Consider the following 14,161-nt stretch of genomic DNA (forward strand, 5'->3'; position numbering starts at 1 on the left):
TTCCTAAGACTTTACAAATTTATATTTAAGAAATTATAGCAAATTGAAAAAGTTTATATAACTAAATTAGAGTTTTTTTAATTCAAAGAGAATATTTAATGCTTCTATAGGAGTTATAGTATTGATATCTATGTTTTTAAGCTTGGTTTTGAGTGTGTTTTCATCGTTTGCTATTAGTTCAAGTTTGAGATTTTTCTGAGGTTGCTTCGGTGAGCTTGGTTTTGATTGGTTTTTTTCTAAGTCACGTAGATTTTTCTTTGCTGACTCTAAAACATCTGCTGAAATACCTGCTAGCTTAGCTACTTGGATTCCGTAAGATTTTTTAGCAGCACCGGCTATTGCCTTATGCATAAAAAAGATATCATCTTTATATTCTTTTGCTTCAAAGTGTATGTTTTTTATATTTTGATACTGGTTAACTAATTCTGTAAGTTCAAAATAGTGAGTGGCAAAAAGAGTGAGTGAGCTTATTTTTGCAAATTTTTCAGCACAAGCTTTCGCAAGAGACAAACCATCAAACGTACTTGTACCTCTACCAATCTCATCCATGATCACTAGTGATTTTTCAGTTGCGTTATTTAGGATATAGGCAGTCTCTGTCATCTCTACCATAAAAGTTGATCTACCACTAGAGATGTCATCTGAAGCACCAATTCTGGTATATATGGTATCTATGTCACAAATATCCGCATAATTAGCTGGTACAAATGAACCGATATATGCCAAAAAAACAAGCTGAGCAACTTGGCGCATATATGTGGATTTGCCGCCCATGTTGGGTCCAGTTATTATTTCTAGTGTATGAGTGTCTGCAGTTAATAGCGTGTCATTAGGTATAAAAGGTTCATCGATATTTTGCTCAATTGCTAAATGACGAACTTCTTTTATGTCGAGTTTACCAAGTTTATTAAACTTAGGTTGATTTAAGTTTAGTTTGATAGCTCTTTCTGCAAAGTTTGCTAACACATCTATTTTTGCAATACTTACTGCAGTTTCTTGGATTTGACAGTAGTACTCTAGAATTTTATTTAATAGAGTATCGTAGATAAGTTTCTCTCTAGCCAAAGCCTTTTCTTTTGCTGAGAGAATTTTATCTTCAAATGTTTTAAGTTCATCAGTAATGTAGCGTTCACTTGCTTTAAGAGTCTGGCGTCTAATATACTCGGTTGGAACTCTATCTGCGTACTGTTTTGATAGCTCTATGTAATAACCATGTACACGGTTGTAGCCAACTTTTAAGGTGTTTATACCTGTTTTTTGTTTTTCTTGTGTTTCAAAGTTAAGTAAAAAACCGTAAGAATTATCTTTTAACCCTTTTAGTTCATCGAGCTCTTGATCAAAGCCTTGTTTGATAACACCTCCATCACGAATGGTCGCCGGAGGATTATCTATAATAGCTTTATCTAGTAAGTCTGTGAGTTCATCGATTTGATGAATATGATTATTTATATTTATAATTTCATCTGTATTTTTTTGATTAAGTAAATCTTTAAGTTTAGGTAGTTGTTCAAGGGATGTGTGAAGCGAGACTAAATCTTTGGGTTTTACTGTTCCTAGAGCAACACGTGAAATTATTCTTTCAATATCATTTATGTAAAAGAGGACTTCTTGGATTTTTAGGAAATAATACTGTTCTTTAAAGGCTTTTATAATATTGTGACGAGAAGATATTTTATTTAGATCTCTAGTAGGATTTTTAAAGTATCTTCTTAAAAGTCGACTTCCTAGACTGGTTTTACATTTATCTATTATGTTTAAGAGGCTACTTTTTGAGTTGTTGTCTAATTCTAAGTTAGTTCTACTATTAGCATCTATTTTTAGTGTGTTTTGGTCTTCATCTAAGCAAATATCTGTTATATGTTTGGGTGTGTTTTTTAGTGTACTTGTCAAATAAGCAAGTATTGATCCGATTGCTATTAACTGCTCTTTTTTATAAAGACTTAAAATGTTGTTTGTAAAACTTTTATCAAAGGAATTAGTTATATGTTTTTTTGTTTCAAAATCACTAAAGTACCATTCTTCTAGAACTTTTGTTGGTTTGTCAAAAATATTTTGTTCAGCAAGATCTTGGGAATTGGTTACTATTTCTTGTGGCGAGAGTTTCAAAATTTGGCTTTTTAGTTCAGAGAGGTCTTTTATAGTATTTGTTAAGTATATTTTACCTTGAGTATAGCTTGTGTATGCTATGTGATATTTATCACTTTTTTTATAGATGCTTACTAAGATACTGTCTTGATTACTATCTAAAAAAGCTTCTTCTGAAACTGTTGCTGGAGTTATTATTCGTGTTACTTGCCTGTCAACGGGACCTTTCGACATGTTTGGATCACCTACCTGTTCACATATAGCGATCGAAAGTCCTTTTTTGACAATCTTAGCTATATAGTTTTCAGCAGCATGATAGGGAACTCCAGCCATAGGTATCGATTCACCATTAGACTTACCACGTGCTGTAAGAGTAATATCCAATAGATTTGCAGCCTTTTTCGCATCATCAAAAAAAAGTTCATAAAAGTCACCCATCCTATAAAATAGTAATATGTCTGGATATTGAGATTTAATTTTTAGATATTGTTGTATCATAGGTGTGTGATTAGAGGTTTTTTGCATAGCTGTTAATATTCAGATTTCAAAATTTTATGTTTGAGATTATATTATAATTAACTACTATAACAAACCTTCAAAATGATTCGTTGTAGCTTTTTTATTTTGTTAAAATGCTTTAGAATATAATCTAGCTATTTTTACGAATTGATTTGTATTTAGAAAGGAGAAAGTAATGAATTATTTAGACTTTGAGTCAAAGATAAAGGAAATCGAAGATAAAATTACGTCATTATCTCATGTGTATGAAGATGATAAAACAGAAGCTGAAATTAAGAAGCTTGGTAAAAAAAGACTTGAGCTTATGGAGTCAACTTACTCTAAGCTTACAGACTGGCAGGTAGTTCAGCTATCTCGTCATCCAGATAGACCATATTTCAAAGATTTACTATCACTAGTTTTTACAGATTTTCAAGAACTACATGGCGATAGAGCATTTGGTGATGACTTAGCTGTGATTGGTGGTTTAGCAAAATTAAATAATAAGCCTGTCATGGTTATAGGCCAAGAGAAGGGCCGTGATACTAAAAGTAAGATTAAGCATAACTTTGGTATGATGCATCCGGAAGGTTATCGTAAAGCGCTAAGACTTATGAAATTAGCTGAGAAATTCAACATGCCAATCGTTACTTTTATTGATACTCCAGGTGCGTACCCAGGTATCAAAGCCGAAGAGCGTGGTCAGAGTGAAGCAATCGCAAGAAACTTATTAGAGATGAGTGCGCTTAAAGTTCCTGTGGTTTGTATCGTGATTGGCGAAGGTTGTTCTGGTGGGGCGTTAGGTATAGGTGTTGGTGATAGATTACTTATGCTTCAATATAGTTACTTCGCTACTATCTCTCCTGAAGGATGTGCGTCAATTCTACATAAGACAGCTGAAAAGGCGTCTGAAGTTACGCAAATGATGAATATAACTTCAGGTCGTCTTAAAGAGTTAGAAATAGTTGATGCAGTTATTCCAGAGCCGTTAGGTGGAGCGCATAGAGACTATGATACAACAGCTGCTAATATCAGAAAAGCAGTTGCTGCAGAGTTGAAAGTATTGTCAGAAATGACTGTAGAAGAAAGAAATGCTAAAAGATATGATAAATTAATGTCTTTTGGAAGATTCAAAGAAGCTTAATTTTCTCAATTTTAATCTAATTTATTTCAATGCTTCTGAAAAGTATAAGATCGCAGGCAGGATTTGGTATTGTAGAATCAATGATTGCTGCTCTGATTTTATTATTTGTTTTATCATCAGGATTTATCTTATTAAACAGTATTCTTGTGAATATAACTCTTGAAAATAGGAAAGATGAGATAGCAACTCTTCTTGATGAAAGAGTGAGTATATATCGTCTTACAGGAGTATTTGATGATTCTAAGACAGATGATGGTATAGAGTTTATAAAAACTGTTGTTTTAGAGAAAGAAAATGATATAAGGCCGGAAGAAAAAAAACAGCCTGTGAATAGATTTAAATCACTAAGTGTATCTGATATCAAAAAAATGGCAGCAAAAGCTGATAAGAAAGCAAAAAAAGACGCTGCTAATAGTGTCGATATTGTATACAAGGTAGTAAATATTGCGGCAATAGATGATCAGATGGGAGTGGCTGATAGGGTCAAAATTATTGAGCGAGATATAAAGGCTGATGGTGTTGAAGAGAGTTAGAAAGTTTGCAGGTTTTAGTTTGCCAGAGCTAATGGTTGCAATGGTTATAGCTGCTATAGTGATGGGTATGGCTATTGGAATATATATTGATATGAAAAAGCAATATATAAGGCTCAGTGATAAACATAGGATAAACTCTGATCAACTATTGATTAAGCAAATTTTCTATAATGCAATCGGACAAGCAGGCTTTACAACTAAATATGGAGACATATATCAACAGTTTGTGGATAACTCAGGGGATAACTTTGGAGATATCTTTGGGAAAATGGGTATAGTTACAATTGGTAAGTCACCTGCGCAAAATTTTGAAAGCCTTCCTAAAGGATTAAGTATGCCTGTTGAGCTATGTAAGGAACGAATGCTAAATGATGAAGCTCTCAGAAATATGAATATTGACGAGGACATCCACTGTGTACAGCCTGAGAGTGATTTTTTAATGATTCAAAGAAGTAGCTTAGATTCCACTTTAAAGTCAAATTCATCAAATAATATTTTTAAAGTAAATGAATTTCAAAAGGATACATTGCCTGAAAAAGACCTTTCTATGAATGATTACTTGGTATTATGTAACTCATATGAATGTGATCTTGTTAAAGTTGGGGCTGTTACGTATGATTTTGTTTCTACAACTAAGCGTGTAGAAAGTAAATTTAAAATTGGTGATTACGTTGGTAAGTATATATTAGAGGTATTCTTTGTCGCATCTACTAATAAAAAAGACAAAGATGGTAATGAAATATACTCACTGTATGAATATGTGAAGCAAAATGCAGACGATTCACAAATATATGAATTAATAAGTGATGTGACTGATTTAAAGATTGAGTATGTTTTAAATTCAGATATTCAACAAGGAAATGCTAAAATAGACTGGAAGTCATTGAAAAAAGAGCTTGTGAATATAAGAAGTGACTCGACTGCTGCACTTAAGATCTCTTTTAAAGTAGCCGGTGAAGAAACAAGTAAAATTTATTTATTAGGCCAAGATTAGGTGGGTATATGAGAAATAGACTAAGCCCAAATATGAATGGTTCGGCATTGTTAATGGCCTTAATACTTTCGTTTGTGATTATGATAATGCTTGGAGGTCTTTTATACACATTCAAGATGGGGATGTTAACTACCAAGAGTATTATCAGAAATAGTAGTGATAAAGTTCTAGGAGAGACGTACCTTTCTAAAGCAAAGGATGATATTAATTTTACAAAATCTAGTGAGTTTGAAATTGGTAAGAGTAAATTTGAAATAACTGTCGATGACGATGATATATCATCATTCTATCCAGCTATGACAAATGCTGAATTATTCCAGTCACAGGAATACAAAAGTTATGATGTTATATACAAAGCTTTTAATCAAGGAACAAAAGTAGATTTAACAGAGAGAATTATTTATAACGCGCTTGCAGCTAATACGTATCAAAACTTTGATGGTGATTATACCCCAATAAATGTTCCAATGATAAATCCAGATTCAGTGACTAATTATCAAGCAAGAAGCTATCGTCTAAAGAGTGATGGTAGTATTGAAAATTCACCAAAAGGGTTTATTGGATTTGTAGAAAAGCAAAATAAGCAATTGAATATCTTTACAGATAAGGCAAAAATAGGAGTGCCAATTCCAGATAGTATGGGGACTGATTATAAAGTTAGGATAGGTTGGAACCTTGAAAAAGGGAAATGGACTTTATATTTGTTGTTATATGATACTGATAAATTGTTTACATCAAATATAGAATTAGAAAAATTGCTTAGTGAAGATGTGAAAGGGCTTGAGAAAGACAATAAAGCAATAGGTGAAGAAATTGGAAATTGGCAAGCAGTTTTGGTTGGTAATGGAAAGGGTCGATCCTCATCAGGAGCACAATTTGTAAAAGATAATATACTTGGGGTAGTTTGGTATTTTGACAATAATGATGGTGCTCCAGAAATAATGTTGGTAAGAAAAGATAGTCAGAAAAAAGGTAATAGACAGGTCTTAGAGGTTTATTATTCAGAATATTCTACAACAAATAAGAGTTATATACTTAAGTTAGCAGAGAAAATTAACTTTAAAGGCGATTTGGATGAGGATAATATAAAGCTTCTAGTACCTGATATGTCAAATAATTTAGAAGCTAATATGGTTTTAATATTTCATCCTAATAACCAAAGTAAAACTCTTATGGGAATAAGTGATTTTAATTTTAATGGAGATCATAGGGTCGGTAAAAGTCTAGATACATATATAGATGGTGAAAGCTTTGGCAAACCTGTTATAGTTTCTAAATCTGATGAGTCGATGTATATTATAACGTATGAACCAAATAAACTTCATAGATATGAATATCAAAAAGGTTTTGGTAGTTTTGTTAGTTTAGATTTTGGTTCTAATGGTTTGGAAAAAGAGTTTAATTTTGAAGATAATGATAATCTAAATGTTGTAGTAGGGCTTCCTAAGAAAAAAAAGAATAAGCCTAAAAGGCTTGGTGGAGACAAAAGTAAGAATACGGAAGATCAAGATGATAATGGTATTCAGCTAGTTGTACCTAAGTTTGGTTATCTGTTTGTATTTACACCAGATAAAGTTATGCAACTTAATTATGATTTTGATGTACTTCAAGAGGTTGATTTAGGACCTCAATCTCCTCAGATTCTTGCTGATTTTGATGCTGTCAAAAATACTGTTAACAAAATATATATTCAATCAGAAGCTTTGGACTTTAAAGCACAAGAAATGAAAGATGAAATAGGTGATGAAGCACAACCTGAAGATAAGTCAGAAGTTAATGATAAGTCAAATAAATCTAGGAGTAGGTCAAAATCTATTTCTGAAAGAAAAAAAGAGCAAGCAAACAGAGGTAAGAAAGCTGAAGATGAGGTAGAACCTGCCGCTCCAGTTTATTTGGAGAGTAAATATCTTTATCCGTTAGGAATTGTTAAGGAAGTTAAAATATGAGTATGCTAGAAAATATAAATACAGAAAAAAGGAATCCAAGGAGCTTTAATCTTGATTCGATGTCAGTCCAGGAATCTGTGAATTTAATGATAGATGAAGAGTATGGTGTGATTGAAGCATTAAAAGAGCAAAGTTTAAACATTGCTAAGATAGTCGAGGTTACATCACAAGCTTTGAAAAAAGGTGGTAGGATAATATATATAGGTGCCGGAACAAGTGGTCGATTAGGAATACTCGACGCTGTTGAGTGTCCACCAACATTTAGTGTTGATTATAACACTATTATTGGATTAATCGCAGGTGGCGAAAAAGCTTTTATTCAAGCTCAAGAGGGTGCAGAGGATAATCCTGATTTTGGTAAAGCAGATTTACTAAAAATAGATTTGACAGTTAAAGATGTTGTAATAGGTATCGCAGCTAGTGGAAGAACACCTTATGTTATAGGGGCTCTTGAATATGCAAATTCTATCGATGCTACTACTATTGCGATTAGCTGTACTAAGCAAGCTAAGATATCTAGTTATGCTGATTATAATGTCGAGGCAGTACCTGGTCCTGAAGTTTTGACTGGATCAACTAGGCTTAAGGCGGGAACAACACAAAAACTTATTTTAAACATAATATCAACGTTATCTATGGTATCGGTTGGCAAGGTGTATCAAAATTTGATGGTTGATGTTAAACCAACCAACGAAAAGTTAGTTGAGCGCTCTAAGAATATTATATGTGAGGCAACAGGAGTTGATTATGTAACAGCCCAAGACTTTTATATGAAAGCTAATAAGTCTGTAAAAGTCGCGATTGCAATGATATTAAATGATTGTGATTATGAACAAGCTTTGGCAATATTAAAGAAGAATAATAACTTTATAAAGAGTTAATATGAGATTGTTTATATTATTTGTTTTAGCATTAGTAAGTTTAGATGGATACTCTGCCGTTTATGAGTTGCATAAAAATGGGGTGCCTGAGTTTACCAATACTCCATCAAAAGGAGCAATTAAATTAGACTTAGCTAATGACAATGTTACTGTGGTAAATGCAGACGACATTCCAAAGCAAATTGTGTGGCGTAATAATCAGCAACAGCAGGGTTATGCAAACTATTCACAACCTTATCAAGATACACTGCAGTCTGCTTTCCCTGAAGAGTTTACGGATAATTATTTTGATTTTTACGGCAGAGATTATCAATATCATAGTCTAATGGCATCAAATATGGGCCAAAGTATGTATTCTGAAAATGGAGCTAATAATAGACGTTTGCGCAGTAGCTACTAAGTACCATAAAATTCTAAAGTTTAGATATTAAAAAAATTACTTTAATTGTTCCAGAGATGTATTTGCTGCTTGCTTAGTTGGATTATGAGGATAAATCATATTTAAAACTATCTTCAGCGTTGAGCCCTGAGCTAATATTGATAATATCACGACAGTATAAGTCATACTGACTATAACATGGCCCTCATCAGGTAGTGATAATGCTAGAGCTAGGGATATTCCACCCCGGACTCCAGACCATGCAACAAGTATATTATCCCTAGCAGATGCTCTGGAGAGTTTTTTATCTATAACGGTTATAGGGATTGAAATGCTGATTAATCTAGCAAATGTAACTATAAATATACCAGCAGCACCCACCCAGAAAGCGCCATGATCAAAAGGTATGCTAGTCAGTTCAAGACCTATCAGTATGAATAGAAATGAGTTCAGCATATTGTCAATAATCATCCAAAACTTATCAATTTTTTCTACCTGGTTTGGGTGAGTTTTTTTGCGATCAGAAAGGCTGTTACCTATAACTAGGCCAGCAACAACCATGGCAATTGGTCCTGATACATGTAGGCTATGAGCTATTACATAGCCCATACTAGCTATTGCTAGTGTTACAAATATGGAAGTTTCTGAGTCATCATTTGTTTTTAGGAAGATTAAAGCTACTTTTGCAAATATATAACCAAGTAGTATTCCTCCACCTGCTTCAATACCAATCTGTTTGGTAATAACCCAAATATAGTTAACACCAGGGCTAGTTATTCCTTGACCGAAGTCTCCTCCACTACCAAAAAATACAATGTTTGAAAGTATTACAAATAATACAATACCAGTAGCATCATTAAATAATGATTCACCTACCACACGCGTTTTGAGATGTTTAGGAATTGACTTATTGCCGGCAAGGGTACTAATGACTGCTATTGGATCCGTAGGTGAAATAAGTGCGCCAAACACCAAACAGTATCCAAAGCTTATATCAAATCCAACTAACAAGCAGAATCCATAGATTAGAATGGCTGTTGTTAGAGCAGACAAAATTAAACCAATACTGGCAAGTCCAAATATAGCTTTTAGCTCTTTTTTTAGATCAATCATATTGAAATGCAAAGCATTTGCGAACAACAGGAAAGACAGCATTCCATCTAAGACTGTTTTTTTGAAGTCAAAACTAGACAGGGCAACTACTAAAAAGTTCGATGGACTAAGAAAGGATGCACATAGTGCCGAAAATGTTATTGATAGTATTGTTAGTCCAATTGCTTTTGGTAGTTTCAGAAATTTTGTATTGATGTAACTCATCAATGCAGCTACAACAGTAAGTAAACTAAATAAAAAAAACTCACTCATATTATTCCCCTACAGTCCACAGCTATATTCCCAGCTACAGGCCTTTGATAATTCTTCCAAAATATTGCCATGAATAAAAGCATGGCCATCTAATTTGTCGAAAGGTACATTATTAAACATAAAGCTGTTTGTTTCATTTTCTAGTGCTGAAACTTTTTTCACATCAGCTTTTGTCATTTTTTCAAACTCTTGCTGTGTTAAGTGTATACAAGGTTGGCACTCAAGACTATGATAAAACGCTTTAAAAGGCAGGTTTTTAGTTAATTCTAAAATATCATCATGATTTAGATCCAATAAAGGGTATTCTAGTGATCTATAGTCATATTTTTCCTCTTCTTCTAGGTTTCTCAAAAGCTCTGAAACCTTTGATAAGTCTTTTCGGTGACTCAGAAGTATAGTAGCTTCAGCATCAGGATCAACCTCATCAATTTTATTTAACAATGTGATACCTTTTAGGAAGCCAGCACACCAACTGAACTGTTGTGAAGGAAACTGTTTACGTGCTTCGACTAGTTCTTGAAAAGTATTTTCTGATTTTAGGTGATAAAATTCTATAGCTTCATTTTTGAGCCATGTGAATACATTCTCTAAATATTTATCCCAATTCTCAGCAGCAAAACCAGTATCTACGGATAGTACACAAAAGTTATTGTGTAAATTTTTCTTTGCCCAACATATAAGAGCCAAAGAATGGATGCTATAGTTAGCTATAATTACATTATCTAACCTTTGCATTTTTACATTCCTATTAAATCTTTAATTTCTCTAAGTTTACTCATAGCTAAAGGACGCATTTTCTCTGCGCCTTGATTGAGAATATCATCTACAACTTTCGAGTTATTGATATAGTAATCATATTTCTCTCTAGCGTCTGTCAAATATTCATTTATTTTTTCAAAGAGTATTTGTTTGGCATCTCCCCAACCTAATCCACCAGCTAAATATTTTTCTTCTAGAGAAGAGACTTCAGCTGTGTTAGCGATACTTTTATATATTGCAAAGACAGTACAGTTTTTTGGATCCTTTCTTTCTTCAGGTGTTTGGGAGTTTGTGATGATTTTCATAACCTGTTTTCTAAGCTTTTTCTCTGTGGAGAATATAGGTATGGTATTATCATAACTCTTTGACATTTTGCGACCATCTAAACCAAGTATTGTTTGACTGTCTTCATTCGTTAGAGCTTGAGGTGCTTTTAATATTTGTTTTTTGTATATATGGTTAAATCTATTTGCAATATCACGGGCTATTTCTATATGTTGGATTTGATCTTTTCCTACTGGAACTAAGTCTGCATCAAACATCATAATATCTGCAGCCATAAGTACAGGGTAGTTAAACAGCCCCATAGTTATGCCTTTATCAGGATCAACATTTTCTTCTTGAATATTTTGGTCTACTAATGCTTTGTATGCATGAGCACGATTCAATAAGCCTTTAGCGGTGGTTGTACTGATAATCCATGTTAGCTCCATTATTTCGGGTATGTCTGATTGACGATAAAAAGAAGCTTTTGTAGGATCAAGTCCTAGAGCTAACCATGAAGAAGCTATTTCATATATATATTGTTGGCGTAGCTTTTTATCCCAAAGCTTTATTAATGAGTGTTGATCAGCTATGAAATACATACAATTGTATTCATTACTTTGAGACATTTCTATTGCAGGCTTAATGGCGCCTATATAGTTTCCTAGATGTGGTGTGCCAGAAGGAGTTATGCCTGTAAGAACTATTTTTTTAGACATTATAGGTATTTAGTTACTTAGTATAATAGTCTGTTAATTTTATCATATAAGAAGTTTATTTACTCTATCGCTATAAAATAAAGTTAACTAAACTAAAGACATTAAATATTGATAAAATATGTTAGAAATAAATTTAAGAACAAACTTTTTAATTACCATACTCACAGTTAGCAACATAAGTTCCATTTTGCTCAGCTACATATATTTCAGCACGAGTATATTTTGTTGTATCCATTTTTGTAGGACAAGTTACAGGAGCTTTACCTGACTCTTCATACCATGTTATTTTTGGTGATAGAGTTATACTTGTTCCAATAGGAGCTTTAGCAGAAGTAGTACCCGGTCTCTTATTAGTAGTTGGAGCTATATAGCCTTGTGTATATACGGTACCTTCAGGACCTGAGAAGGTTATACCATCGAAACCTGTCTTTGGACTGTTGTTATGTACTAAAACAGTTGCTTCTTTAGGAAGTTCTCTTTCATCAGGAATCTTATCGCATTTATTACTATCTAAAGCACAAGGAGACATGTAATAGCCAAAGTCACCTATGCCGTGAGCCGGGTATTTGACCGAACCTGTATTATATGCTTCTGGGACATAATCAACATTTAAAGACCAGCCCATGAAACCAGCGAATTTTGTATCTTTAGGAATGTTTCCTAGGTTGTCATATACTGATTTCATAGCATCATAAGTTTGTAAAGCCGAAGAGTTTGGAGGAACATTACCATAGTTACCGTCAAACTGAGGGAAATATACTGTAGCAGCTCCACCACCTTGAGCAGCAGTAGGATAGCCTATAACTATTTTAGCTGTTTTTGCTCTAATATAATCTTTAGTAAGTGTGTATGCATTTTGAATAAAATCAGGATTTTGTTCAGGTGTAGTGTTGTAGTTCTGTACATATATATAATCAACTAAGTTTAAGACTTTATTGGTGGCATTAAATAATGGGGCATAAAATTCATCATTACCGGTTGAGACTAGTTTATCATTATTAATCTGAGGAGCTATTACTACTAGCTTTGAACTATCGATATCTTTTATATTTGTAATTACATCTTTTAGGTATGTACCATTGTTTGTTGCTGTTTCTGGTATTTCAATATCAAAATCGATACCATCTAATCCATATTTATTTAGGAAGTTAACTATATTTTGAGCAAGTCCTTTAGCATCAGAACCATTGGGGTTGTAAGTATTAACATTACTTTGTCCGCCAACTGATACTACAACTTTTAATCCGGCATCTTTTGCTTCTTGGATTTTTTTAGCTGCAAGAGCTTCATAGTCACTTTTAAACGATATATTATTGTTTGCATCTATTGTGGCAAATGCTACAACAGCCTCGTTATAACCATCTTTAGCAACTTCAGATAAGTCCACACTATCAGCAGAGCTCATGGCGGTAATATCTAAATACCCAGCCATTACTCTATCATCAGAATTTGCAGAACTAGCAGTTGCTGGAGTAGAAGTATTAGCAAAAGCTATAGCTGATGATGCTATAAGTATACTTGTTATAATTGTTTTTTTATCATTGTGATCTTTCCCTTTTGTTATGTATATTAAAAAAAGCTTTATACATCACAATTATAATTACGAGGATATCTATTTTTATATAGACAATAATGCATAGCTGTTATGCATATTTGCTAGAGGTTGATATCTTTGTTTTATAAGTATTAAAAAAAATGAATATTAATACATAGTCAATATTGGAAAGAATTAGATAAAACTTCTATAAAAAAATATAACAAGTTGAAAGCGTACAGAGAAAAAATGGAGCGGGAAACGAGGCTCGAACTCGCGACCCCAACCTTGGCAAGGTTGTGCTCTACCACTGAGCTATTCCCGCTTAAAACTATGGCACACCCAAAGGGATTCGAACCCCTAACCGCTCGGTTCGTAGCCGAGTACTCTATCCAGTTGAGCTATGGGTGCAAAAGTTGAAGCATATTATATGCAAAAAATATTAGTTAGTCAAGTTTGTGATGTTATTAATTGTCTCAATTAATTTATCTTCTAACTCTTGATCGCTCAGGCTAGTATTGTCTATTACGAAGTTGGCGATTTTTTCTCTTTCATTATCGGATATCTGTAGATTAATGAAAGCAACCGCTTGTTGTCTGCTTTTGCCATCACGCTCCATTAGCCTTCTGATTCTGGTTTCAAGATCGGCCTTAATTACAATTACATTTTTCAAGTAATCGTAGTGACGAAAATTATATGGACCAAGTAAAGGGATGTCGACAATAGTCATAACAGTATCGGATTCTTTTACTTGTTTTTTGATTTCTCTGTTAATAACAGGGTGAAGATAATCTTCAAGCCATTTTTTAGCTTCTTTGGATTCTGTAATAATTGCTCTGAGCATAGCTCTGTTTATTTGCTTATTCATTACAATATCATTGCCAAATTTTTCGACTATTTTTTTAATTACAGAAGGTTTTTTGGTAATTTCTCTGCTTATTGTGTCTGCACATACAACATTTAAATTCATTTTTTCTTTTAAAATTTTTGTTGCTGTTGATTTGCCACTAGCTATACCGCCAGTTATACCAATTGGATAAGTTTGTATCACGCTCATCTA

13 protein-coding genes and 2 tRNA genes are annotated in these 14,161 nt (G+C 33.3%); 7 read left to right on the top strand and 8 right to left on the bottom strand.

Going from position 1 to position 14,161, the window contains the following annotated elements; genetic code table 11:
• Positions 1-66: 66 nt before the first annotated feature.
• The gene (gene mutS, locus F7308_RS03655; protein ID WP_041263644.1) at positions 67-2,610 is read right to left on the bottom strand and encodes a DNA mismatch repair protein MutS; all 2,544 of its coding nucleotides are present in this window, start codon (positions 2,608-2,610) and stop codon (positions 67-69) included.
• A gap of 169 nt (positions 2,611-2,779) precedes the next feature.
• Here mutS and F7308_RS03660 point away from each other — a divergent pair, with 169 nt between their 5' ends.
• The 6 genes from F7308_RS03660 to F7308_RS03685 are packed head-to-tail and all read left to right on the top strand — an operon-like array spanning position 2,780 to position 8,481.
• Positions 2,780-3,727, top strand: coding sequence for an acetyl-CoA carboxylase carboxyltransferase subunit alpha (locus F7308_RS03660; protein WP_013922498.1), 948 nt, complete (start codon positions 2,780-2,782; stop codon positions 3,725-3,727).
• A gap of 29 nt (positions 3,728-3,756) precedes the next feature.
• Positions 3,757-4,260 carry a type IV pilus modification PilV family protein gene (locus F7308_RS03665; RefSeq protein WP_041263646.1) on the top strand — a complete coding sequence of 168 codons (504 nt, stop codon included), beginning with the start codon at positions 3,757-3,759 and terminating at the stop codon, positions 4,258-4,260.
• Entirely contained in the window at positions 4,241-5,254 is a 1,014-nt protein-coding gene (locus F7308_RS03670) for a PilW family protein (protein ID WP_041263648.1), read from the top strand. The genes F7308_RS03665 and F7308_RS03670 overlap by 20 nt, the downstream gene beginning before the upstream one ends.
• 8 nt (positions 5,255-5,262) lie before the next feature.
• The gene (locus F7308_RS03675; RefSeq protein WP_013922501.1) at positions 5,263-7,200 is read left to right on the top strand and encodes a hypothetical protein; all 1,938 of its coding nucleotides are present in this window, start codon (positions 5,263-5,265) and stop codon (positions 7,198-7,200) included.
• Complete coding sequence (gene murQ / locus F7308_RS03680; RefSeq protein ID WP_041263649.1) at positions 7,197-8,081, top strand: N-acetylmuramic acid 6-phosphate etherase; 885 nt, start codon at positions 7,197-7,199, stop codon at positions 8,079-8,081. The genes F7308_RS03675 and murQ overlap by 4 nt, the downstream gene beginning before the upstream one ends.
• Before the next feature lies 1 nt (position 8,082).
• The gene (locus tag F7308_RS03685; RefSeq protein ID WP_013922503.1) at positions 8,083-8,481 is read left to right on the top strand and encodes a hypothetical protein; all 399 of its coding nucleotides are present in this window, start codon (positions 8,083-8,085) and stop codon (positions 8,479-8,481) included.
• Between the two features lie 36 nt (positions 8,482-8,517).
• On the opposite strand, the gene F7308_RS03690 is transcribed toward F7308_RS03685, so the two are convergent.
• The 4 genes from F7308_RS03690 to F7308_RS03705 all read right to left on the bottom strand — a co-directional run bounded on the left by F7308_RS03690 (position 8,518) and on the right by F7308_RS03705 (position 12,972).
• Positions 8,518-9,825 carry a cation:proton antiporter gene (locus tag F7308_RS03690; RefSeq protein WP_013922504.1) on the bottom strand — a complete coding sequence of 436 codons (1,308 nt, stop codon included), beginning with the start codon at positions 9,823-9,825 and terminating at the stop codon, positions 8,518-8,520.
• Between the two features lie 9 nt (positions 9,826-9,834).
• The gene (locus F7308_RS03695) at positions 9,835-10,560 is read right to left on the bottom strand and encodes a hypothetical protein (protein WP_013922505.1); all 726 of its coding nucleotides are present in this window, start codon (positions 10,558-10,560) and stop codon (positions 9,835-9,837) included.
• Between the two features lie 2 nt (positions 10,561-10,562).
• Positions 10,563-11,567 carry a tryptophan--tRNA ligase gene (gene trpS, locus F7308_RS03700; RefSeq protein ID WP_013922506.1) on the bottom strand — a complete coding sequence of 335 codons (1,005 nt, stop codon included), beginning with the start codon at positions 11,565-11,567 and terminating at the stop codon, positions 10,563-10,565.
• 148 nt (positions 11,568-11,715) lie between these two features.
• The gene (locus tag F7308_RS03705) at positions 11,716-12,972 is read right to left on the bottom strand and encodes a glycoside hydrolase family 18 protein (RefSeq protein WP_013922507.1); all 1,257 of its coding nucleotides are present in this window, start codon (positions 12,970-12,972) and stop codon (positions 11,716-11,718) included.
• Between F7308_RS03705 and F7308_RS10270 the strand changes: the two genes are divergently transcribed.
• A complete protein-coding gene (locus tag F7308_RS10270) occupies positions 12,971-13,114 on the top strand; it encodes a hypothetical protein (RefSeq protein WP_013922508.1) in 144 nt (47 codons plus the stop codon). The genes F7308_RS03705 and F7308_RS10270 overlap by 2 nt on opposite strands.
• 237 nt (positions 13,115-13,351) lie before the next feature.
• Here F7308_RS10270 and F7308_RS03710 read toward each other — a convergent pair.
• The 3 genes from F7308_RS03710 to coaE all read right to left on the bottom strand — a co-directional run bounded on the left by F7308_RS03710 (position 13,352) and on the right by coaE (position 14,158).
• A tRNA-Gly gene (locus F7308_RS03710) sits at positions 13,352-13,426 on the bottom strand.
• A gap of 9 nt (positions 13,427-13,435) precedes the next feature.
• A tRNA-Arg gene (locus tag F7308_RS03715) sits at positions 13,436-13,512 on the bottom strand.
• A 31-nt stretch (positions 13,513-13,543) separates the two neighbouring features.
• Positions 13,544-14,158 (bottom strand): dephospho-CoA kinase, encoded by a 615-nt coding sequence (gene coaE, locus F7308_RS03720; RefSeq protein WP_041263653.1) that lies wholly within the window; start codon positions 14,156-14,158, stop codon positions 13,544-13,546.
• Positions 14,159-14,161 lie beyond the last annotated feature (3 nt).

This window comes from Francisella salina (assembly GCF_000219045.1).
GTDB classification, from domain to species: domain Bacteria; phylum Pseudomonadota; class Gammaproteobacteria; order Francisellales; family Francisellaceae; genus Francisella; species Francisella salimarina.